This is a genomic window from Tolypothrix bouteillei VB521301 (assembly GCF_000760695.4).
GTDB lineage: Bacteria > Cyanobacteriota > Cyanobacteriia > Cyanobacteriales > Nostocaceae > Scytonema > Scytonema bouteillei_A.
Map to the genome: position 1 here is coordinate 1,180,434 of NZ_JHEG04000001.1, position 19,544 is coordinate 1,199,977.

Genomic DNA, 19,544 nt, shown 5'->3' on the forward strand with positions numbered 1-19,544 from the left:
TTGGTGGGCAAATGCCCACGCCTGCAGTAGAGACGCATAACCACCAACCAAACAATATGAACTTATTCTCACGTTACAAACTAGGAAATTTAGAATTGCCCAATCGCATTGTTATGGCTCCCTTAACCAGACAACGCGCTCTTAAAAATAACGTACCGCACCAACTGAACGCTACATATTACGCCCAACGAGCAACAGCCGGTTTGATTATTGCCGAAGCCACTCATGTTGCACCACAAGGTTTGGGCTATATTTATGCACCTGGAATTTTTTCACAAGAACAAGTTGAAGGTTGGAAGTTGGTGACGGATGCGGTACATCAGCACGGAGGCAGAATTTTTCTCCAAATATGGCATGTAGGGAGAATCTCGCACCCAGATTTACAACCCAATGGAGCCTCACCTGTAGCACCTTCTGCCATCGCAGCTAGAGGCGAAATACTCACTTATGAGGGTATGAAACCTCTTGTGATTCCTCGGGAATTGGAAACATCAGAAATTCCAGAAATTGTAGAACAATTCCGCCAGGGAGCAGAAAATGCCCTAGCAGCTGGGTTTGATGGTGTAGAAATTCACGGGGCTAATGGTTATTTGCTCGATCAGTTTCTGCGGGATGGAACGAATCACCGTACAGACAGATATGGTGGTTCTGTGGAAAATCGTGCTCGGTTGTTGTTAGAAGTAACGGAAGCAGTTATAAGTGTGTGGGGTTCAAAACGGGTAGGAGTACGCCTTTCGCCCAGTGGCACTTTTAATGATATGCGTGACTCCAATCCTCTTGAGACATTTGGTTATGCTGCCCAAGCTCTTAACAATTTTGATTTAGCATATCTACATATCTTTGAAGCAATAGAATCTGATATCAAACATGGGGCCGTAGTAGTACCTACGAGTCATATTCGAGAACGCTTTCACGGTACCCTCATGGTCAATGGTGCTTATACTCTTGACAAAGCCAAAACGGTTGTAGACAAGGGAGAAGCGGATCTTGTATCCTTTGGGACGCTGTTTATATCAAATCCAGATTTACCCAAACGCTTTGCTCTCAATGCACCATTGAATCAAGCAAATCCAACAACGTTTTATACGGGTGGGGCAAAAGGTTACACAGATTATCCAACACTGGATCTCCAATCTTTCTCTCCGGCAGGAGTAAAATAACCCGTAATTTGTAATTCGTAGTTCTTAATTAAATAAGTAATTACGAACTGCGAGTTTGGAATTGGTGTTCTAACAAATCTATAATGTGAGAAAAATAACGGATAAATCCAATGGTTCAAGAACTCGACCTGAAAACCAAACCTCTGGATGTACCAAGCGCTATTTATCAGCGTCGTTCTATTAAAACTTTCAAACCAGACCCCATATCACCAGAACTGCTCAAGCAACTTGTAGAACTGACTGTAGCAGCACCGAGTAGCTTTAATATTCAAGCTTGGCGCATAATTATCGTACAAGATGAATCACAAAAAGCGGCTCTTGCTGCTGCATCTTGGAATCAAAAGCAAGTCATTGAAGCACCCGTGACTTTTGTCTTTGCAGCTGATGCGAGTGCAGGAGAACAAGATTTAACACCGATTTATAATAAAGCACTTGAAACAGGTGCTTGGAATGAAAAGACAGTGGAGTACTTTAAAAGCTCTATCCCTCAGTTTCAAGCAGGTTTGGGAGACAAGCGGCGAGAGTACGCTATTAAGGATGCCATAATTGCTTCTACCCATTTGGTGCTTGCTGCAGAAAGTTTGGGCTTGTCTACCTGCTTTATGAATGGTTGGATTGAAGAGAAAGTGAAAGAAGTCATTGGTGTCGCAGACAATCGAGATTTTGCGATCGCAGTGCTTGTACCTGTTGGATATGCAGCAGAACCCCGTCGCGATCCCGGACGCTTGCCATTCGCCTACAATGTTTTTGTCGATAGAGTGGGCAACCCATACAATGGTTAGTGAAGTATGAAGGATAAAGGATAAAGGATGAAAAGGTATACAGGATAAAAGTCGGAATTCGATACTTCATCCTTTGTCCTTTAGATAATTTTATGAAAATTGATTTCGGTGCAACTGCTAGTGATTACGCAAAATATCGTGCGGGTTTTCCCAGTTCGTTGTTTAACAAACTTTCTGAATACGGCATTGGTTTGCCAGGACAAAATGTTGTAGACATTGGAACAGGAACGGGGACGCTCGCACGTAACTTTGCTATGAGAGGATGTCATGTCATTGGTATCGATCCATCAACATCTCTCCTCGAACAAGCAAAGCAATTAGATCTCGCTAACAACGTTAAGGTAAATTACCGCCAAGCATCTGCTGAGAACACTGGGTTAGAAGATTCTAGCGCTGATGTTGTAACAGCAGGACAATGCTGGCATTGGTTCGATCGCCCCCGTGCTATTCAGGAAGTGATTCGCATACTGAAAGCAAACGGGTATATTGCGATCGCTCATTTTGATTGGGTACCGTTAAAAGGCAATGTAGTGGAGGCGACTGAACACCTAATACAAGCTTATAATTCCGATTGGAACATGGGGGGTGGAAATGGTTTATATCCACTGTGGTTGCGAGACTTAGGAGAAGGTGGATTCCGAGACATACGAACATTTTCATATGACGTATTTGTGCCATATTCGCATGAGGATTGGCGGGGAAGAATTCGGGCGAGTGCTGGTGTGGGAGCGAGTTTAGAAAAAGACAAAGTTGAAGAATTCGATCGCGAACTGGCAGGATTGCTCCAAAGCCAGTTTCCTACATATATGCTTCAAGTTCAACATAGAGTTTTTGCAGCAATTGCAAAGTCACCAAAATTTAAGGATGTCTTAAATCATGATTGAGCTTTACTACTGGACAACCCCCAACGGGCATAAAATTACGATGTTTCTTGAGGAAACTGGTTTACCCTATACCATCGTTCCTGTCAATATAGGAGCCGGGGATCAATTCAAACCAGACTTTCTCAACATCTCTCCTAACAATCGCATCCCCGCAATTATCGATAAGGAACCAGCAACTGGAGATGGTCCCATTTCGGTTTTTGAGTCTGGTGCGATTTTGCTGTATCTAGCAGACAAAATTGGAAAGTTGATCCCAGCCGATCTGCGCGGTAGAGTTGAGGTCCTTCAGTGGTTGTTTTGGCAGATGGGAGGTCTAGGTCCTATGGCGGGACAAAACCACCACTTCAGTCAGTATGCTCCAGAGAAGATTGAGTACGCAATTAAGCGCTACGTCAACGAAACAGGACGCTTGTATGCTGTACTGAACAAGCAATTGACAGATAAAGAATTTATTGCGGATGAATATTCTATTGCAGATATTGCCTGCTATCCCTGGATTGTCCCTTACGAACGTCAAAACCAAAATCTTGATGATTTTCCCAACCTCAAGCGCTGGTTTGAAGCTATTAAAGAACGTCCTGCAACAATTCGTGCTTATGAAAAAGCAGAAACATTCAAAGATCGGGCACTTGATGTTGAAAAGTCAAGAGATTTATTGTTTAACCAATCGGCAAAGACGGTTTAGGGCTAATGGCTAATAGCTAATGGCTAATGGCTAATAGTACGCAGGTTATGTTCTTAATTTCGTTATCAGGCGAAGCCTTGTAACGAGAAAAAAGATTAATTTCAAAGAGTTTTACACTAACAAGCGTGTCACGCAGGTTCGTTCCCTAACCTCAGTTTATGGTGGGTAACTTGAGTGACACGTATTGCATATCTATAGCAAAAGTCAATGGTGAAATCCCCCTTCTGTAAATTCAGGCACAAAAGGAGATCCAATCCGTGAAAAAAGCGTATAATAGGGGACTTGTTTGTCAAATATCTGTAATAGGAGACACCTCCTCGTGAAGGAAAGTATCATCAAAATCTCAAAACCCCTGCCAAAAGTTCCACCCCAATCTAGTGATTCTGAATTGCTATCAATTGTGACCCAAACTGAAGAATTTAGCATACCAGAAGAACCGCAAGAACTAGATCTAGAACCTATAGATATGCTGGCAGAACCAGCTTACCCTAGGTTTGCTAGCACAAATTCTAGCGGTTGGAAGGCATCAGACATTCTGCGTGAAGTTAGACTGGATTATTTTGATATCGGTGGAGCTGATTAACCAGTCATGAGTTACTGAGTATCTTTATTGGAAATTAAGTTAAAAAGCATCAGGTTAGTTTACTAAACTTACCCACTTGAAAATCATTTTTCTCATTTCTTCCGGTCGAGAGAGTGCCACTCATCCAGCAAAAGGGTTGTCTACTTTGTTACGCCTTCATTATGTCCAATACCAAAAATCAGAGTTTTTACTCTAATCTTTAAGAAAAATCAGACTTTTTCTGACTTTTTCAGCCTGCAAAGTCCCGAAAAATGGCTTACATTGAATTTTGTAAAAAGATTATAAGCCTTCCTATTTTGTGTTAAATGCACTCATAAAAATTTTGAGTGCATTTTATTTATATGCAAAATCCCCTGTAAGGGCATTGTTTGAAAACGTTAAATGGCTGTTAAATAAACGAAAGCCATCATTTGAATATAAATTCATATGTTTGGATAGTAAATAATAATGTCATATAAAAATGCCTATTTCTCATCAACACCACGGTCACAGTCACGAACCACCTAGTTACAATCGTGTTTTTGCGATCGCGACTGCACTCAATCTAGGATTTGTCTGCCTTGAAGCCCTGTTTGGCTTCTTCAATAATTCCTTGGCTTTGATTGCAGATGCAGGGCACAATCTCAGCGATGTTTTGGGGCTACTTTTAGCTTGGGGAGCTTCCTGGTTATCCCAGCGTCGTTTTCGTCATCGTTATACTTATGGTTTGCGCCGTTCTTCCATACTCGCAGCACTGGCTAATGCTTGCTTTTTACTGCTAGCAATGGGTGCTATTGCTCTCGAAGCCTTTAAGCGGTTCTACAGCCCGGTACCAATTGAGGGTCATGTAGTGATTGGCGTAGCTATGGTGGGAATTGCTATTAACACGGGTACAGCATTGATGTTCGTGTCTGGTAGAAAAAGAGATTTGAATATCAAAGCAGCATTTTTGCATATGGCTTCGGATGCTTTAGTCTCTCTTGGTGTGGTACTGGGTGGTCTTGCCATTATGACAACAGGTTGGTTGTGGTTTGACCCAGTTATCACACTGATTATTGTGATTGTCATTGCTGTTGGCACTTGGCACTTATTTCGCGATTCTATCGATTTAGCTCTTGATGCGGTCCCAAAAGGAATTGACTTGCTGGCAGTTCAGACTTATTTCACAGAACTCCCTGGTGTTGTAGAAGTTCACGATTTACATATTTGGGCAATCAGTACTACAGAAGTCGCATTGACTGCTCATCTTGTCATGCCAACAGGAAGTCCAGGCGATGCTTTTCTAACCCGAATCAGAATCGAACTCCATGACAATTTCGGTATCGAACACACAACTATTCAAATCGAAAAAGGTGGTTTTCTACTTTCATGCAATCAAGAGTCCTGTTGTGGTTAATATCCTTATAGTTGATGCATGGCTTCGTATCCAATTTATATGTTCTACTTATGAATTACTTTATATTAAGTTTTTTAAGATATGAGATCTGTCTTTTGATAGTTGCCTGAGAATTTGTAAAGTTTAATATCAAAGGTAAATAATTATAAAGAGTAACTTGAAAATCTTTGATAAATGGCTCTATGTTGATGTGAGGTTTCGTTTCACTCTTATTTAAAATTTATTCACAGAATATTTTAAGTAAAATTTTTAATTTTCCGTAATATTACTGGTATAACATAGTAGTATTACTGGTATAACATAAAAGTGAATAAAAAATCAGACTAGTATAAATAACAAGAGCATAAGAGTTGCTGTTTGGCAATCAAGACCAAAGGCTAGAAATCTGGAAAAACTGGGTGCAACTTCCATACGAATCAGGCAACGAATATCTTAAGGAAATCACGCAATGCAACCAGCACTTCCAAGCTTTGCCAATCTTGCCAAAGGATTGGCTGTTCTAAGCCAGCAACGAGCCACAGGAGAACTCATCTTCTCTTCAGGGAATGAGAAATGGCATTTATATTTATTTCTCGGGCGTTTGCTATACGCCACTAGAGAAAACCATCGCGTTCGTCGTTGGTATAGAATCGTTACGCAAGATTGCCCTAGTTGGAAATTTGAAGACAATAACATAACTTTACAAAAAGATGAACTTTGGGAATATCAACTGCTGAAGTTAGGTCTTGAACAAAATCAGTTGACCTTAACCCAAGCAAAAAGCATTGTTGGCAAAACGATTGATGAGGTTTTATTTGACCTTGTCACTCGTTCCCAATTACACACTCATTGGGTACCTAAAAAATTACATCCAATTGCTTTAATAGATGTCAAACCATGCTTGTATACAGCTGTTGAACTAAGAAATAGGTGGCGCAACATGGATTTAGGGCAATTGAACCCCGATTCTGCACCAATTGTGAAACAGCCAAACTTTGAAAATTTTAGAGTTCCTAAAAATTACTTTGGAATCATTCAGCTTGTTAATGGAGAAAACACAATTTGGGATCTTGCTTCACAACTCCAACAATCTGTCTTAACAGTTGCTCATGACGTACAGCAATTAGTCAATCAAGGCATTCTTGAACTATCATTTATTCACGATCGCTCCGTTCCGGTAAAGCTTGTAAATTCTAATTATCAAAATAAAAAATTTTCCCGCTCGTTCAATTCTGTTGATGATGTCCAGCCAGCTTCAACTTCGTCATCTCAACCCATCATTTCCACAAAGGCTTCCAGTCACTTCCCCAAACTAGAGAGACAATTACAAGTAGAAAACTATCATACATATAGTAATTCTCCAATACAAGCATCTAGCCCATTACCAATTGTCTCAGTACCTGTGACTGCTATTCCCCAACAAGATGTGCAGGGGAATTTCGCGATCGCAACAGAAATAATTACACTTCCAGCCTCTCAACCTACAACTGACTCCCATAAAAGTTCTGACACTCCTCAACGAGAATCGATTCCTCCGCTTGTAAGTACGCTGAAACCCGAACAAGAAAGCCCCTTAATAGCTTACATTGATGATAGTCGAAGCGACAGCTTAAAAATGGCATATATCCTGACGAAATCTGGTTATCGGTGTATTAACATACAGGAATCAGTGAGTGCATTAACGACCTTATTAGAGAATAAGCCCAGCCTGATTTTTTTAGATTTAGTCATGCCAATTGCAAACGGTTATGAAATTTGCTCTCAAATTCGTCGTGTCTCAGCTTTAAATCACATACCCGTCATCATTCTTACTAGCAATGATGGAATTGTAGACCGCGTTAGAGCAAAAATGGTTGGTTCATCAGGCTTTTTAGCAAAACCAATTGTGACAGAGAAAGTGCTAAAAATTTTACAGAAGTATCTACCAAACTCAGTAACTACAACAAGGATGAAGGATAAAGGGTGACCAATCAGTTAATAGATGAGACAAATACGTGGCAGTTTCTTTAAGCAGGAAAACCCCGCCAAGTACTAACTCATCAATTTATTGATAAAGTTTGTGACCTACTTCATAATTTATAATTCATAGTTAATTTGTGACAGCGTAGCTAGGAAAATACTTTTATGACGACAGTCCTTTTAGTTGAAGATAGCTTGACTGAAACACAGGTCATAACCTCTTATCTCAAACAAGCTGAGATAAAGGTCATCTGTGCCAGAAGTGGTGAAGAGGCACAAATTAAACTGCAATCAGAAACTCCAGATTTAGTCATTTTGGATGTTATTTTACCAGGTCAAAGTGGGTTTGAACTTTGTCGAGAACTGAAAACCAATTCCAATACTCAGCATATTCCTGTAGTTATGTGTTCAACTAAAGGCACAGAAGCAGACAAATTATGGGGCTCAATGTTAGGAGCCAATGCTTATATATCCAAACCAGTAAACCAACAGCAACTTATTCAAACAATTAGAAACTTGACTAATAAATTTATAATTCGTAATTATTAACCAAGCCGTTGATAATTGCCAATTATTGAATTATGGAATATGCAAATTAATTCGTCATTAACAGCAATCGATTTAGATCCATTAGGATTAGAAGCATTACTTCCAGAAAGAAATCTTTCTAAATTGCTCCGCTTTTCTCTGACATCACAAAACACTGCCTTGCTACCTTTAGAACAAGTTGCAGAAGTGATAAAAGTCAACTCGGTAGATATTTTACCAATTCCTGAAATGCCAAACTGTATTTTAGGTATTTGTAATTGGCGAGGAGAAATGCTTTGGCTTATAGATCTCAATCATCTGATTAGCTATGCTGCACCAAGAATAGCGACACCTATGGCAATAGTCGTTCAGGTGAATCAACAGGCTGTAGGTTTGGTAGTAGAGCGAGTCAATGATGTTGAGTCACATGACTTGGAGCAACTGCAAAAGGCGGTAACTGGTTTGTTTCCTCGTTCGTTTTTACCTTTTGTTTTGGGTGTTTTACCTAGTGACAATCTCGTTTTAGATGTCACAGCTATTATTCAGAGTCACCTCTGGCAAATACATCGTCAGGTGTAGGGTTGGATGACCCGTTCATATGGATCGTGGGGCAATGTCCACCCAACAGAATTTTTGAAGTTTGAATAGTTTAAAGGTATTTTCATGCAGGATTTTCAACAAATCGAACAAAGTTTAAGTTCACAATCTTTTTTTGAAGAAGCACCAATTTATAGTAATGGTGATGGGAATCAGAACCAGATAAAAGGAGATTTGGATTTACACAAAGCTTTGGATTTGGTAACTGGTATAAAGATAGATTTACAGCAAGAAGGGCATTCTATTAAACCAGAAGCTCGTGAAAAAATTCTGCAATTAGAAAAATGGGTTCAGGAATTACAAACCCAGTTTGATACTGATTTAGCGATCGCCACCGAGCAAAACAGCAAGCATGAACGACAAAAGTTGTCTGAGCTTCTGAATCAGATGTATCAGACAGCAAATGCCGATACATTGTTAAGAACTACAGCAACTGAGATTCGCAAACTTTTACAAGTCGATCGTGCATTAATTTATCGATTTCAATCGGACAAGCAGGGCATAGTACTTGCTGAATCAATGACATCCAGTTACACGCCATCTCTAGGAGAGTATTTACCAGCACTTATCTTTGGGATAGAAGATCGGGTAGATTGCAAACAACGTTCGGTCATCGCTCTTAACAACATCTATGAAAATGCTTTGAGTGCTTATCAGCTCCAACTTCTCAAACAATTCCAAATCAAGACTAGTTTGAGCCTTCCACTTCAAGTGGAAGGGCAAGTTTGGGGACTACTTGTGGTTCAGCAATGTTCTCATGCGCGAAAGTGGAAAGAAGCAGAAGTAAACTTGCTGCATCACATCGTTGCTGAACTCAAGTTGAAGTTGCAAACAATAGAGCTTAAAACCCAGAGATATGAAGAAGCCAAGCAGGAAAAAGTTTTGGCTCAAATCCTGCAAAAAATTCCGCCATCTTCTGATGCAAGCACGACACTTGGTAACATTACCCAGCAACTGCGGCAATTTTTTAAAGCTGACAGAGTTGTTGTTTACCGGTTTTTCCCCGATTGGAGTGGTGAATTTATTGCTGAATCAGTTGGGGCGGGCTGGGTATCCTTAATGCAAGAGCAAGAGAACAATAGCAATTTTCAATCAGCGAATATAGTAGATTCCGATTTTTGTAGTGTGAAGTTGTTGGGCAATCCTACGACCCGATCCACTGATTCTTATCTCAAAGATACACAAGGTGGAAGCTTTGTTAGAGGCAAGGGAATCAAGCGGATTGATGACATCTCTACAGCAGCCTTCTCCGATTGCTACCGCGAAACTTTAGAAAAATACCAAGCTAGAGCTTATATCATTGCCCCTATTTTTGAAGGCGAACAACTTTGGGGTTTGCTGAGTGTTTATCAAAACTCCACTCCCCGGATCTGGCAAGATTCTGAAATCACGTTACTGTCACTCGTGAGCGGTCGTCTCAGTACTATCCTCAAGCAAGCTGAAGCAGCCGCACAACTCCAGCAACAATTAGAGCAATTTATAGCGGAAAGAGAGCGAGCGCTAACGCGTGTTATTGAGAGAATACGCCAACCTTTAGACGTAAATGTCATTTTCAAAATGACAACTCAAGAAGTCCGAACTCTATTAAAAGCAGAACGAGCAGTTATCTACCGCTTTGACGATGACTGGAGTGGAGAGTTCGTCGCTGAATCAGTGACGAGTGGTTGGACTCCTCTGTTGCAAGAACAGTTAGACAATCCACTCCTGCGAGCAAATGTCAGCGAGTGCAGTGCGAAAATCCTTGGAGGTGGTAATGCTAGAGTTACGGACACCTACTTGCAACAAACTCAAGCAGGACAATTTACAACAGCAGCAAACTTTAGAGTTGTCAGCGATATTTATCAAGCTGGATTTTCACCGTGTTACATTGATGTTTTAGAACAGTATCAAGCTAGAGCTTATATTATTACTCCAATCGTCAAAGGCAATAAGCTCTGGGGTTTATTGGCAGTTTATCAGAACTCAAATCCCCGACAATGGGAAGAATCGGAAGTTAAAATTCTCACCCAAATTAGCAATCAACTGGGAGTAGCCATACAGCAAGCCGAATACCTAAAACAACTTAAAGAACAGTCTGCCCAAATAACCAAAACTGCAGAAATAGAAAGATCTGCTGCCAAAGTTATTGACAAAATTCGCCAATCATCAGATATAGATACGATTTTCAAGACAGCATCTCAAGAAGTCCGCAAACTTCTCAATCTAGAGCGAGTTACCATTTATAAATTTCGACCGGATTATTTTGGTGACTTTGTTGTTGAATCTGAATCTGGGGGATGGCCCAAATTAGTAGGGAGTGGTTGGGAAGACCCTTATTTAAACGAACATCAAGGCGGAAGGTTCTGCAACAACGAACCTTTTGTTGTACATGATGTTTACAATAGTGGGCTGACAGATTGCCATGTTGAAGCGTTAGAGCACTTTGGGGTTAAATCTTGCTTGGTTGTTTCCATATTTCAAGGGCAGAAGCTTTGGGGATTGCTCTCAGCTTTTCAACACAGCGGACCTAGGTACTGGGAAGACATAGAAGTCAAAATATTGACGCAAATTGGATTGCAGTTAGGAATCGCGTTGCAACAGGCGGAGTATATTGAGGAACTGCGCGTACAATCACAACGATTAGCCAAATCCGTAGAACAAGGAAGCGCTTACAGCAAACTCGTTTACAGGCTGGGACTGGCTCTCATTCAAGAGAATTTTTCACTAGACAACCTTTTGCAGATGGCTGTTCAGGAACTGCGGAGACAGTTAAAGACTAGCAGAGTTGCTATCTACTGCTTTAATCCTGAGTGGGGCGGTGAATTCATAGTTGAGGATGTACATAGTGATTGGGCAAAAGTTGTCGGAACTGAGTTAGCCCGGACAGAAGATACATACCTTCAAGAAACAAAAGGCGGTCGATATCGGCGCAAAGAAACCTTCAGTGTCAACGACATTTATACTGCAGGGCATCAAGAATGCCACGTCCAACTTTTGGAACAGTGGGGAACAAAGGCTTACATGATTGCACCCATTTTTAAAGGCGACCGACTTTGGGGGCTCTTAGGCGCTTATCAGAATGACAAACCTCGCCAATGGGAACACATCGATGTTAACTTGCTAGCTCAGGTAGGAGTACAAATTGGTCTTGCTTTACAACAAGCAGATTACTTGGAGAAACTGCGCTCTTCAGCACAACAACTTTCAGACGCAGGCGCACGCGAAAAAGCAGCAAAAGAACAATTGCAGATGGAAGTCATTCAGTTATTATCTGCAGTACAACCAGCACTGAGCGGAGATTTAACCGTTCGAGCAACGGTGACAGAAGGTGAAGTCGGTACAATTGCCGATGTTTACAACAACACCTTACAAAGCCTGCGAAAAATTATCATGCAAGTGCAGACCTCTTCGAGAAAAGTTGCTCAAACATCTCAAGCAAGCGTTGCTTCTATCGTTGGTTTAGCTAACCAAGCACAGCAACAATTTCAGTCTCTTAACAATGCTTTAGAGCAAATGCAGACAATGGCAAACTCTACCAAAGCCGTAGCAATAAACGCGCAACAGGTAGAAGCCGCCGCCCAACAAACCAATCAGATTGTGCAGCTAGGGGATGCGGCTATGAACCGTACTGTCGATGGCATTCTTGACATTCGGGAAACAGTTGCAGAAACTAGCAAACGCCTCAAACGCTTCTCTGAATCTTCCCAAAAAGTTTCCAAAGTTGTTAATTTGATCGGTCACTTTACTACGCAAACCCAACTGCTTGCTTTGAACGCAGCCATTGAAGCCACCAAAGCAGGGCAATACGGACGTGGTTTTGCTGTTGTTGCAGATGAAGTCCGAACTCTAGCACGTCAATCTGCTGATGCAGCAACTGAGATCGAGCAACTCGTAGAAGACATTCAAAAAGGTACGGCAGAAGTTTCTATGGCGATGGAACATGCCATTCAACAAGTTGCTTCCGGAACCATGCAAGTTCATGAAGCCCGTCAAAATCTCAATGCAATTGTTGCAGCAACTAACCAAATTAGCCAGCTTGTGGAGGGTATTACTCAAGCAACACAAGTACAAACACAACAGTTTGAATCAGTGACGCAAACCATGACAAAAGTAGCTGCTATTGCTAATACAACCCAAGAGAATTCTATAGAGATTTCTACCTCTTTTAAAGAACTTCTCAGCATGGCACAAAATCTTCAGACAAGTGCCGATCGGTTTAAGGTTGATTAATTAAGGGTTAGTGGTTGGTGGTTGGTGCTTAGTCGCTAAAGCTTTTCGATGCCCAATCTCTAACCCAATACGGTTCAGATAAGACTCGATCCCCCCTAGCCCTCCTTAAAAAGGGGGGATCTTCAAGGATGAGATATTGTTAACTGAACCGTATCGATCTCTAACCACCAATCCAAAATCTAAAATTTAAAATCTAAAATCTAAAATTAACAATGACATTTGACGAGCAAAGTTATCAATATTTTCTCCAAGAAGCTCAAGAACTGCTACAAGAAATAGAACAAGAATTACTCAGTCTTCGTGAAGGGTTTGATATTAATAAAGTTTATAATTTGATGCGAGCAACTCATACTTTAAAAGGTGCAGCGGCTAGCATCAATTCAGGAACGATCGCAACGATAGCTCACTCTTTAGAAGATATTTTTAGAGCTATCTGTAAACCTAATTTATGCATTGGACCAGAAGTTGAAGCTTTACTTTTTGAGAGCTATGAATGTCTTTATCTCTCCTTAAATGCAGAATTTACGGGAAGCTTGTTAAATGAGGCTGAGATTCTCGATCGCATTTCTGATATTTTTGCACAATTGCAAGAACAGATGGGAGACTCTTTTAGCCTAGAAGCCGATCTTCCTAACTCAGAAGAATTGGGTTTCGATTTAACAAAATCTATATTTGAACTAGGTGTTACCCAACGATTAGATGAACTGGCTGCAGCTATAGCTAGCGCCGACCCCGAACAAATTTTTTCTCTGTTAAGAACTCAGGCTGAGGTTTTCTTCGGTTTGGGTGAATCATTAAATTTACCGGGATTTCAAGCTATTGCTCAGTCAGTACTGAGTGCTTTAAATAACTATCCCAATCAATCGATAACTATTGCTCGTATTGCTCTGGTCAACTTTCAGGAAGCTAGAACATCAATACTCAATGGCGATCGTACCCAAGGTGGTGAACCCTCGCGGGCTTTACAGCAACTTACGACACCGCGCACTCGTGTAACAGACGCAATCCTCAACTCATACGACACACCACAGCCAACGTTCCCAACTTTGGAACAGGCTACTTCAGTTTCCCACTCAACACCTTCTTTTTCTAACACTGTCAGAGTCAACGTTGAGCATTTAGAACAACTGAATTATTTCATTGGAGAATTACTGACCAACCAAAATCGCCAGTCTTTGCAAAACGAACAACTCTGGAGTGCGATTCGAGTTCTTTCTTCTCGGTTAGTCAAACACCAACAACAACTTTATGAATTAACTGGAGACTGGGAACTGGGAATTGGGGACAAGGGAGACAAGGAGGATAAGAAAGAAGTACAAATAACCAATCTCCCTTCGGATTTGCACTCTCCTATAGCGCAAACGCGATCGCGGTTGTCTTCCCAACGGTCAATCTCCAATCCTTACTTACTTATTCAATCAATTCTAGAAGACACCGTACAACTAATAGAAGCCTCCGAAGCGGTAGAAATGTTTGCTCGCGAGTCTCAAGAAACTCTTGAAAAACAGCGTCGATTGCTGATCGGTAGTCACGATTCCCTCATGGAAGCCCGAATGCTACCTTTAGGAAATCTTTTTGAACGATTTCCCCGTATCCTGCAACAATTAGAAATAGTGCATAAAAAGCAGATTGCGTTGGAGTTTCACGGGAGCGATACTCTAGTCGATAAAGCAGTTGTTGAACGTTTGTACGATCCTCTATTGCACTTAGTTCGCAATGCCTTTGACCACGGAATTGAAGCTCCTTCTACCCGTCAAGAATGGGGTAAGCCAGACAAAGGTGTCATTGAAATTCGGGCTTACCATCAGGGGAGATATTTGATAGTAGAAGTTCAGGATGATGGACAAGGCTTGGATTTTGAAAGGATTCGCAATAAAGCAGTAGAAGAAGGATTGATTTCACCGCAATATGCTATTAACTTGAGTCACGAAGAAATTATTAATTTATTATTTGAACCTGGGTTCTCTACAGCTTCAACTGTGAACAATCTCTCCGGGCGTGGTATGGGTCTTGATGTTGTTCGCACTCATTTACGAGCAATTCAAGGTACAGTTTCCGTCTATTCCGAACCGCATCGCGGTACAATGTTTAGACTTCAAATTCCTCTAAAGTTGACAATTGATAAATTATTAGTTTGTCAAGCAGATGAGAAAATTTACGCTTTATTTGCTAACGCAATTGAGGAAATTATTATTCCTAAAGTTGAGCAAGTTAGATGCTGGGATGGCGGTAAAGCCCTTCGATGGCGTAAAGGGGATACGGAAACTCTTATCCCTATTTACCAACTCGCTACAGCCTTAAATTATTCCTCACCGATTTCTCAATTTCCCATCTCTCAGCCAAAACATTCTTTTGCTGATACAGAGAATAAAATGATGCCCGTTATTCTGATTCGCTGTCAGGAGCGACTTTTAGGTTTGGAAGTAGAGCGACTTTTTGGAGAGCTTGAATTGGCAATCCGTCCTTTAGGAAGTGCGATCGCACCCCCTCCTTATGTTTATGGAGGTAGCATTCTAGCAGACGGTCGCCTTACGCTGGTCTTAGATGGAACTGCATTAATCAATCATTTGTCCGAACAGCAAACTCAAGAGAACGCTAACAACTTTGTCAGTTCGGTACCTCTCATGCCAAACCTGAAGCATCAGCAATTACCAATCCAAACGCGTGCTGCTTTAGCAGACGCAAGCAATTTTGAGAAAAAACCATGTAAAACAATTTTGCTTGTAGATGATTCCATCACTGTACGTCAAACTCTATCGTTAACTTTGCAAAAAGCCGGTTATCAAGTTGTTCAGGCTAAAGATGGTTATGAAGCTATTGAGCAAATTCGTTACCATTCCGATATCCAGTTAGTCTTTTGCGATATCGAAATGCCTCGAATGAATGGGTTTGAGTTTCTAAAAACCCGCCAGCAAGATCCTAATTTATCTGATATCCCGGTTGTTATGCTGACTTCTCGAAGTAGCGACAAACATAGACTGCTTGCTTTTAAATTAGGAGCAAATGCTTATATTACTAAGCCTTATTTAGAACATATGCTGTTAACAACAGTGACTGATGTATTAGAAAAGAAAAATTAACAGGAGGGGGATAATTGTGGAACGCGAAACAAATACAGAAAAATTTATTGTTTTTAAAGTAGCAGATTATTTTTTAGGAATGTCTATTAACGATGTGCTAAAAGTTATAAATTGTTCGTCTCTCCACAGTACAAGACTGATACAAATGGGGTTAGTGCAAGTAGGCAATCACACGATTAAACTCTTAGATTTACAGCAACATTTAAATTTAGATAGCTTACCTCAGTTATCGGGTAACGAATCGTTTTTGGTAATTACACGTGATTCAGAAGGAGAATTGTGTGGGGTATTAGTTCACGAACCACCCGATTTAATCGAGTTACCACCCGAAACCATACGCCCGCTTCCAAGATCGGACATTTACAGCAAAGCAACCCCTGACATCGTCAGTCATGTCGCTGTTTTATCTTCCGAAGAAATGATAAAAACGATTTTTTTGCTAGATTTAAAGCGTACCATAACAATTCCCAGCAATCATATTTAACTGGTTAACAGAAATTTGATAAAATCGCACCCAAAAGCGCAAAAAATATTGTGCTTTGTGTAAGAACCGCATATACAGGCGGATACATCCAGATGAACTTGTAATTTATGCGGATAAATCATGAATGCGTATAAAATAACACTCGTTAACCGCAATAATTATACTCTTGAGGTGGCTGGCGATCGATACATATTGGATGCAGCAGAAGCAGCAGGATTGCGATTACCTGTGGGGTGTCGATATGGAGCTTGTATCACTTGTGCAGCACGTTTGCTTGAAGGTGAGGTTGAGCAGTATCAAGCAGTTGCTCTCAAGCCAGCACAAGAAGCAATGGGTTACGTGCTTCTTTGCATTGCCTATCCTCGTTCTGATTGCAAGTTTGAAGTCGGGGTAGAGTCTCAAGACCAACTTTATATCAATCCGTTTAAAGGTTGTCGTTAATTAGTAAATTTTTACTTGAAAAGTCGGACTCATAATGAGTATGATTTATCAGAAGATTTACGAAGGAGCCGCTCTACTCATGTTAGCTAATAAAGAAGGACAAAGAGTTCCTAATGTAACATTCCGTTTACGTCAAGATCACAATTGGGTAAATTTCACTACCAATGACTTGTTCGGAGGTAAAACTGTCATCGTCTTTTCCCTTCCAGGCGCATTTACACCAACTTGCTCCTCAACCCATGTTCCCGGTTACAACCAATTGGCAAGAGTTTTTAAAGAAAATGGGGTAGATGATATCATTTGCATTTCCGTGAATGATGCTTTTGTAATGAATGAATGGGCAAAAGACCAACAGGCTCAAAACATCAGGTTTGTAGCTGATGGCAATGGTGAATTTACAGAAGGTATGGGAATGCTAGTCGATAAATCCGACTTGGGCTTCGGGAAGAGGTCTTGGCGCTATTCCATGTTGGTAAAAAATGGCATCATTGAAAAGATGTTTATTGAGCCAGAAGAACCAGGCGATCCCTTTAAAGTATCTGATGCTGAGACAATGCTGAGATACATCAACCCTCAAGCGGCAAAACCTCAATTGGTTTCCTTGTTCACAAGAGTTGGTTGTCCTTATTGTGCTCGCGCCAAAGAGATGCTATCCGGACGTGGCATTGATTATGAAGAAATCGTTTTGGGTAAAGATGTAACCGCTCGTACATTACAAGCTGTGACAGGTGCATCTACAGTTCCCCAAGTGTTTGTTGATGGCAAATTAATTGGTGGTTCCGAAGCACTGGCTGATTACTTAAGTGCTGTGTAATTTTTGAATGTGCAACCGCAATTTCCAGTTTTTTTAGATACCCCCAACCCCCCTAAAAAAAGGCTGCGGTTGTGTACACAAGTCTTATAAAGTGCATTTTTGCGGTTTCGATCCCCCCTAACCCCCCTTAAAAAGGGGGGAAACAGTCAACAAAAGCTCTACACAGTACACAGTATCGGGGCGTATCTTGCGCTTCTGGTTGTAGGAATCGATTTTGGTTTGTGGTTGTCTTAGGCAAACCCTTTCTCTTTTTTATTATAATAATTCTCATTTTTTTTAAAGGCTGTCTTTTGTTTTTTTGGAATAATTTGTTCTCTGAAAGTCCCTTACCTGAAAGATCGACGCATCAGAGTGCTTATTATATCTACAAAAAAAGTAAGTACTATCAGAACAATTAAAGTGGTCAGCAAACCCCTGTAATCAAAGCTACCAAGCTGTTCTGTTAAAAGACGACCCAAACCACCAGCACCGACAAAACCAACAATGACTGTAGCACGAACGCAAACTTCCCAACGATAGAGGATATAGGCAAGGAAGCGGGGAAAAGTTAGGGGAATGGTGGCATAGAGAAAGATTTGAGAATGACTGGCACCTAAAGCTTGTAGCGATCGCAATGGTCTATCATCTAAATTTTCTATTACCTCTGCCATTAATCGCCCCAAGATACCCAAGTTGTGGATAGCTAGAGCGATCGCACCCGGTAAAATTCCAGGAAACATGACAAACAGAAGGATTAAAGCCCACACAGGTTCGGGAACAGCACGAGCAAAAAGGAGTAAGAAACGAGTTAAGGGGACGACAGCAGAAGGAAGAGATTTTACCCCCATTTTCCTGACTGCAAAAAAGGAAAGTAATATACCTCCCAAACCTGCGCCTGCGATCGCTAAAACGGACATAGCCAAAGTTTGTGCTGAAAGGGTCAAGATTCGATCGAGCAGAGAAATATCTGGAGGAAATAGATTCTGAAAAACTTCTGACAGGAGTTGTGCGGTACGGGGCGACCAAAGTTTTGTAAAATCAGCTTTCACATACCAAAAAGAGAATATTAATAGAATAAGAGCAGCCACTAAGGAAAAAGCAACTACCGGATCTCGTTCTCGAACCAGCTTTTGCCGTTGCTTGAAATGCAGCACATTTAAATCCAAACGACTCGGAACACCCAAACGCTGACGCAACCAACCACTTAAAAAATCCGTGCTACCACTTAAAAACAGCAAAGCAAATAACAAGGTCCACATTTGCTGGTAACGCAGTGATTTGAGACTGAGAAGAATTTGATAACCCAAACCCCCCGCACCAATAATACCCAACACCGCAGCAGAACGAATCGAACACTCAAAACGATAAAAACTGTAGGAAAGTAGATTGGGGAAAGCTTGAGGAATCAAACTGTAAGTAAAAGCCTTTAGAGGAGAAACACCACTGTTTAGTAATGCTAATAAAGGAGCGCGAGGAGTTTCATCAAAAATTTCAGAAAATACCTTAGCAGTGATAGCACCAAAAGGAATTGCGATCGCCAAAACAGCAACCAGTGGATCGAGACCAAAAATATTCAGAAAAAACAAACCCCAAACCAATTCGTGAATCGCTCTGGGAATTGCTAAAATTGCCCGTATAACTAACCAAGGAACTGGAAAACCTCTTAACGAAACTGACTTCCACCAAATCTCACACGATAAAATACCGCCCACAAACCCAATGAAAACACTCAAAAACGTGCCACACACAGCATAGGCAAAAGTTTTCAGAGTTGCATCCCAAGTTAACAACAAAAATTCCCCATTCAATTCCGGTGAAAACGCCGCCAAGAAAAAGCGGACAACAAGATTCCAGCCTCCTGTATTTATTAAATCTTGCTGAAACACCCCAGCAATATGTAAAGACCAAACCAATAAAACAACAAACAGTAACCACCAGAAATTTTGCCAATTTAATTTCATTTGTTTAGTTGTTAGTCGTCTCCCTTATCTCCCTTGTCCCCCTT

Annotated in this window: 15 protein-coding genes; 14 read left to right on the plus strand and 1 reads right to left on the minus strand. The window is 41.0% G+C overall.

Annotated elements, in window-relative coordinates:
• The first annotated feature begins 56 nt into the window (after window positions 1–56).
• The 14 genes from HC643_RS04615 (at window position 57) to HC643_RS04680 (ending at window position 17,560) form a co-directional block, all read left to right on the plus strand.
• The gene (locus HC643_RS04615) at window positions 57–1,160 is read left to right on the plus strand and encodes an alkene reductase (RefSeq protein WP_038084308.1); all 1,104 of its coding nucleotides are present in this window, start codon (window positions 57–59) and stop codon (window positions 1,158–1,160) included.
• Window positions 1,161–1,270: 110 nt separating this feature from the next.
• Window positions 1,271–1,942 (plus strand): nitroreductase family protein, encoded by a 672-nt coding sequence (locus tag HC643_RS04620; protein WP_038084310.1) that lies wholly within the window; start codon window positions 1,271–1,273, stop codon window positions 1,940–1,942.
• A 92-nt stretch (window positions 1,943–2,034) separates the two neighbouring features.
• Entirely contained in the window at window positions 2,035–2,826 is a 792-nt protein-coding gene (locus HC643_RS04625; protein WP_038084312.1) for a class I SAM-dependent methyltransferase, read from the plus strand.
• Window positions 2,819–3,511, plus strand: coding sequence for a glutathione binding-like protein (locus HC643_RS04630; RefSeq protein ID WP_038084314.1), 693 nt, complete (start codon window positions 2,819–2,821; stop codon window positions 3,509–3,511). Before HC643_RS04625 ends, HC643_RS04630 begins: the two co-directional genes overlap by 8 nt.
• A 319-nt stretch (window positions 3,512–3,830) precedes the next feature.
• Window positions 3,831–4,094: a hypothetical protein gene (locus tag HC643_RS04635; protein WP_038084317.1), complete on the plus strand. Its 264-nt coding sequence runs from the start codon at window positions 3,831–3,833 to the stop codon at window positions 4,092–4,094.
• 460 nt (window positions 4,095–4,554) lie between these two features.
• The gene (locus HC643_RS04640) at window positions 4,555–5,469 is read left to right on the plus strand and encodes a cation diffusion facilitator family transporter (protein WP_038084319.1); all 915 of its coding nucleotides are present in this window, start codon (window positions 4,555–4,557) and stop codon (window positions 5,467–5,469) included.
• A 448-nt stretch (window positions 5,470–5,917) separates the two neighbouring features.
• Entirely contained in the window at window positions 5,918–7,414 is a 1,497-nt protein-coding gene (locus HC643_RS04645; RefSeq protein WP_038084322.1) for a response regulator, read from the plus strand.
• A gap of 158 nt (window positions 7,415–7,572) precedes the next feature.
• A complete protein-coding gene (locus tag HC643_RS04650) occupies window positions 7,573–7,956 on the plus strand; it encodes a response regulator transcription factor (RefSeq protein ID WP_038084323.1) in 384 nt (127 codons plus the stop codon).
• Between the two features lie 39 nt (window positions 7,957–7,995).
• Window positions 7,996–8,514, plus strand: coding sequence for a chemotaxis protein CheW (locus tag HC643_RS04655; protein ID WP_038084325.1), 519 nt, complete (start codon window positions 7,996–7,998; stop codon window positions 8,512–8,514).
• A gap of 84 nt (window positions 8,515–8,598) precedes the next feature.
• The gene (locus HC643_RS04660; protein ID WP_050046424.1) at window positions 8,599–12,741 is read left to right on the plus strand and encodes a GAF domain-containing protein; all 4,143 of its coding nucleotides are present in this window, start codon (window positions 8,599–8,601) and stop codon (window positions 12,739–12,741) included.
• Window positions 12,742–12,953: 212 nt separating this feature from the next.
• Window positions 12,954–15,821: a hybrid sensor histidine kinase/response regulator gene (locus tag HC643_RS04665; protein ID WP_038085063.1), complete on the plus strand. Its 2,868-nt coding sequence runs from the start codon at window positions 12,954–12,956 to the stop codon at window positions 15,819–15,821.
• Window positions 15,822–15,837: 16 nt separating this feature from the next.
• Window positions 15,838–16,305 carry a chemotaxis protein CheW gene (locus HC643_RS04670; protein WP_038085065.1) on the plus strand — a complete coding sequence of 156 codons (468 nt, stop codon included), beginning with the start codon at window positions 15,838–15,840 and terminating at the stop codon, window positions 16,303–16,305.
• Between the two features lie 120 nt (window positions 16,306–16,425).
• Complete coding sequence (locus HC643_RS04675; RefSeq protein ID WP_038085067.1) at window positions 16,426–16,746, plus strand: 2Fe-2S iron-sulfur cluster-binding protein; 321 nt, start codon at window positions 16,426–16,428, stop codon at window positions 16,744–16,746.
• Window positions 16,747–16,825: 79 nt separating this feature from the next.
• Complete coding sequence (locus HC643_RS04680) at window positions 16,826–17,560, plus strand: glutathione peroxidase (protein ID WP_038085076.1); 735 nt, start codon at window positions 16,826–16,828, stop codon at window positions 17,558–17,560.
• 326 nt (window positions 17,561–17,886) lie between these two features.
• Here the strand turns inward: HC643_RS04680 and HC643_RS04685 are convergent, their stop codons facing one another.
• On the minus strand, window positions 17,887–19,500 hold the full coding sequence (locus HC643_RS04685) for a PhnE/PtxC family ABC transporter permease (protein WP_038085069.1): 1,614 nt from the start codon (window positions 19,498–19,500) through the stop codon (window positions 17,887–17,889).
• Window positions 19,501–19,544 lie beyond the last annotated feature (44 nt).

What these genes read in the sequence shown, in the direction of transcription:
- HC643_RS04615 (WP_038084308.1), top strand. Translation starts at nt 57, where the DNA reads ATGAACTTATTCTCACGTTACAAACTAGGAAATTTAGAATTGCCCAAT.
- HC643_RS04620 (WP_038084310.1), top strand. Translation starts at nt 1,271, where the DNA reads ATGGTTCAAGAACTCGACCTGAAAACCAAACCTCTGGATGTACCAAGC.
- HC643_RS04625 (WP_038084312.1), top strand. Translation starts at nt 2,035, where the DNA reads ATGAAAATTGATTTCGGTGCAACTGCTAGTGATTACGCAAAATATCGT.
- HC643_RS04630 (WP_038084314.1), top strand. Translation starts at nt 2,819, where the DNA reads ATGATTGAGCTTTACTACTGGACAACCCCCAACGGGCATAAAATTACG.
- HC643_RS04640 (WP_038084319.1), top strand. Translation starts at nt 4,555, where the DNA reads ATGCCTATTTCTCATCAACACCACGGTCACAGTCACGAACCACCTAGT.
- HC643_RS04645 (WP_038084322.1), top strand. Translation starts at nt 5,918, where the DNA reads ATGCAACCAGCACTTCCAAGCTTTGCCAATCTTGCCAAAGGATTGGCT.
- HC643_RS04650 (WP_038084323.1), top strand. Translation starts at nt 7,573, where the DNA reads ATGACGACAGTCCTTTTAGTTGAAGATAGCTTGACTGAAACACAGGTC.
- HC643_RS04655 (WP_038084325.1), top strand. Translation starts at nt 7,996, where the DNA reads ATGCAAATTAATTCGTCATTAACAGCAATCGATTTAGATCCATTAGGA.
- HC643_RS04660 (WP_050046424.1), top strand. Translation starts at nt 8,599, where the DNA reads ATGCAGGATTTTCAACAAATCGAACAAAGTTTAAGTTCACAATCTTTT.
- HC643_RS04665 (WP_038085063.1), top strand. Translation starts at nt 12,954, where the DNA reads ATGACATTTGACGAGCAAAGTTATCAATATTTTCTCCAAGAAGCTCAA.
- HC643_RS04675 (WP_038085067.1), top strand. Translation starts at nt 16,426, where the DNA reads ATGAATGCGTATAAAATAACACTCGTTAACCGCAATAATTATACTCTT.
- HC643_RS04680 (WP_038085076.1), top strand. Translation starts at nt 16,826, where the DNA reads ATGTTAGCTAATAAAGAAGGACAAAGAGTTCCTAATGTAACATTCCGT.
- HC643_RS04685 (WP_038085069.1), bottom strand. Translation starts at nt 19,500, where the DNA reads ATGAAATTAAATTGGCAAAATTTCTGGTGGTTACTGTTTGTTGTTTTA.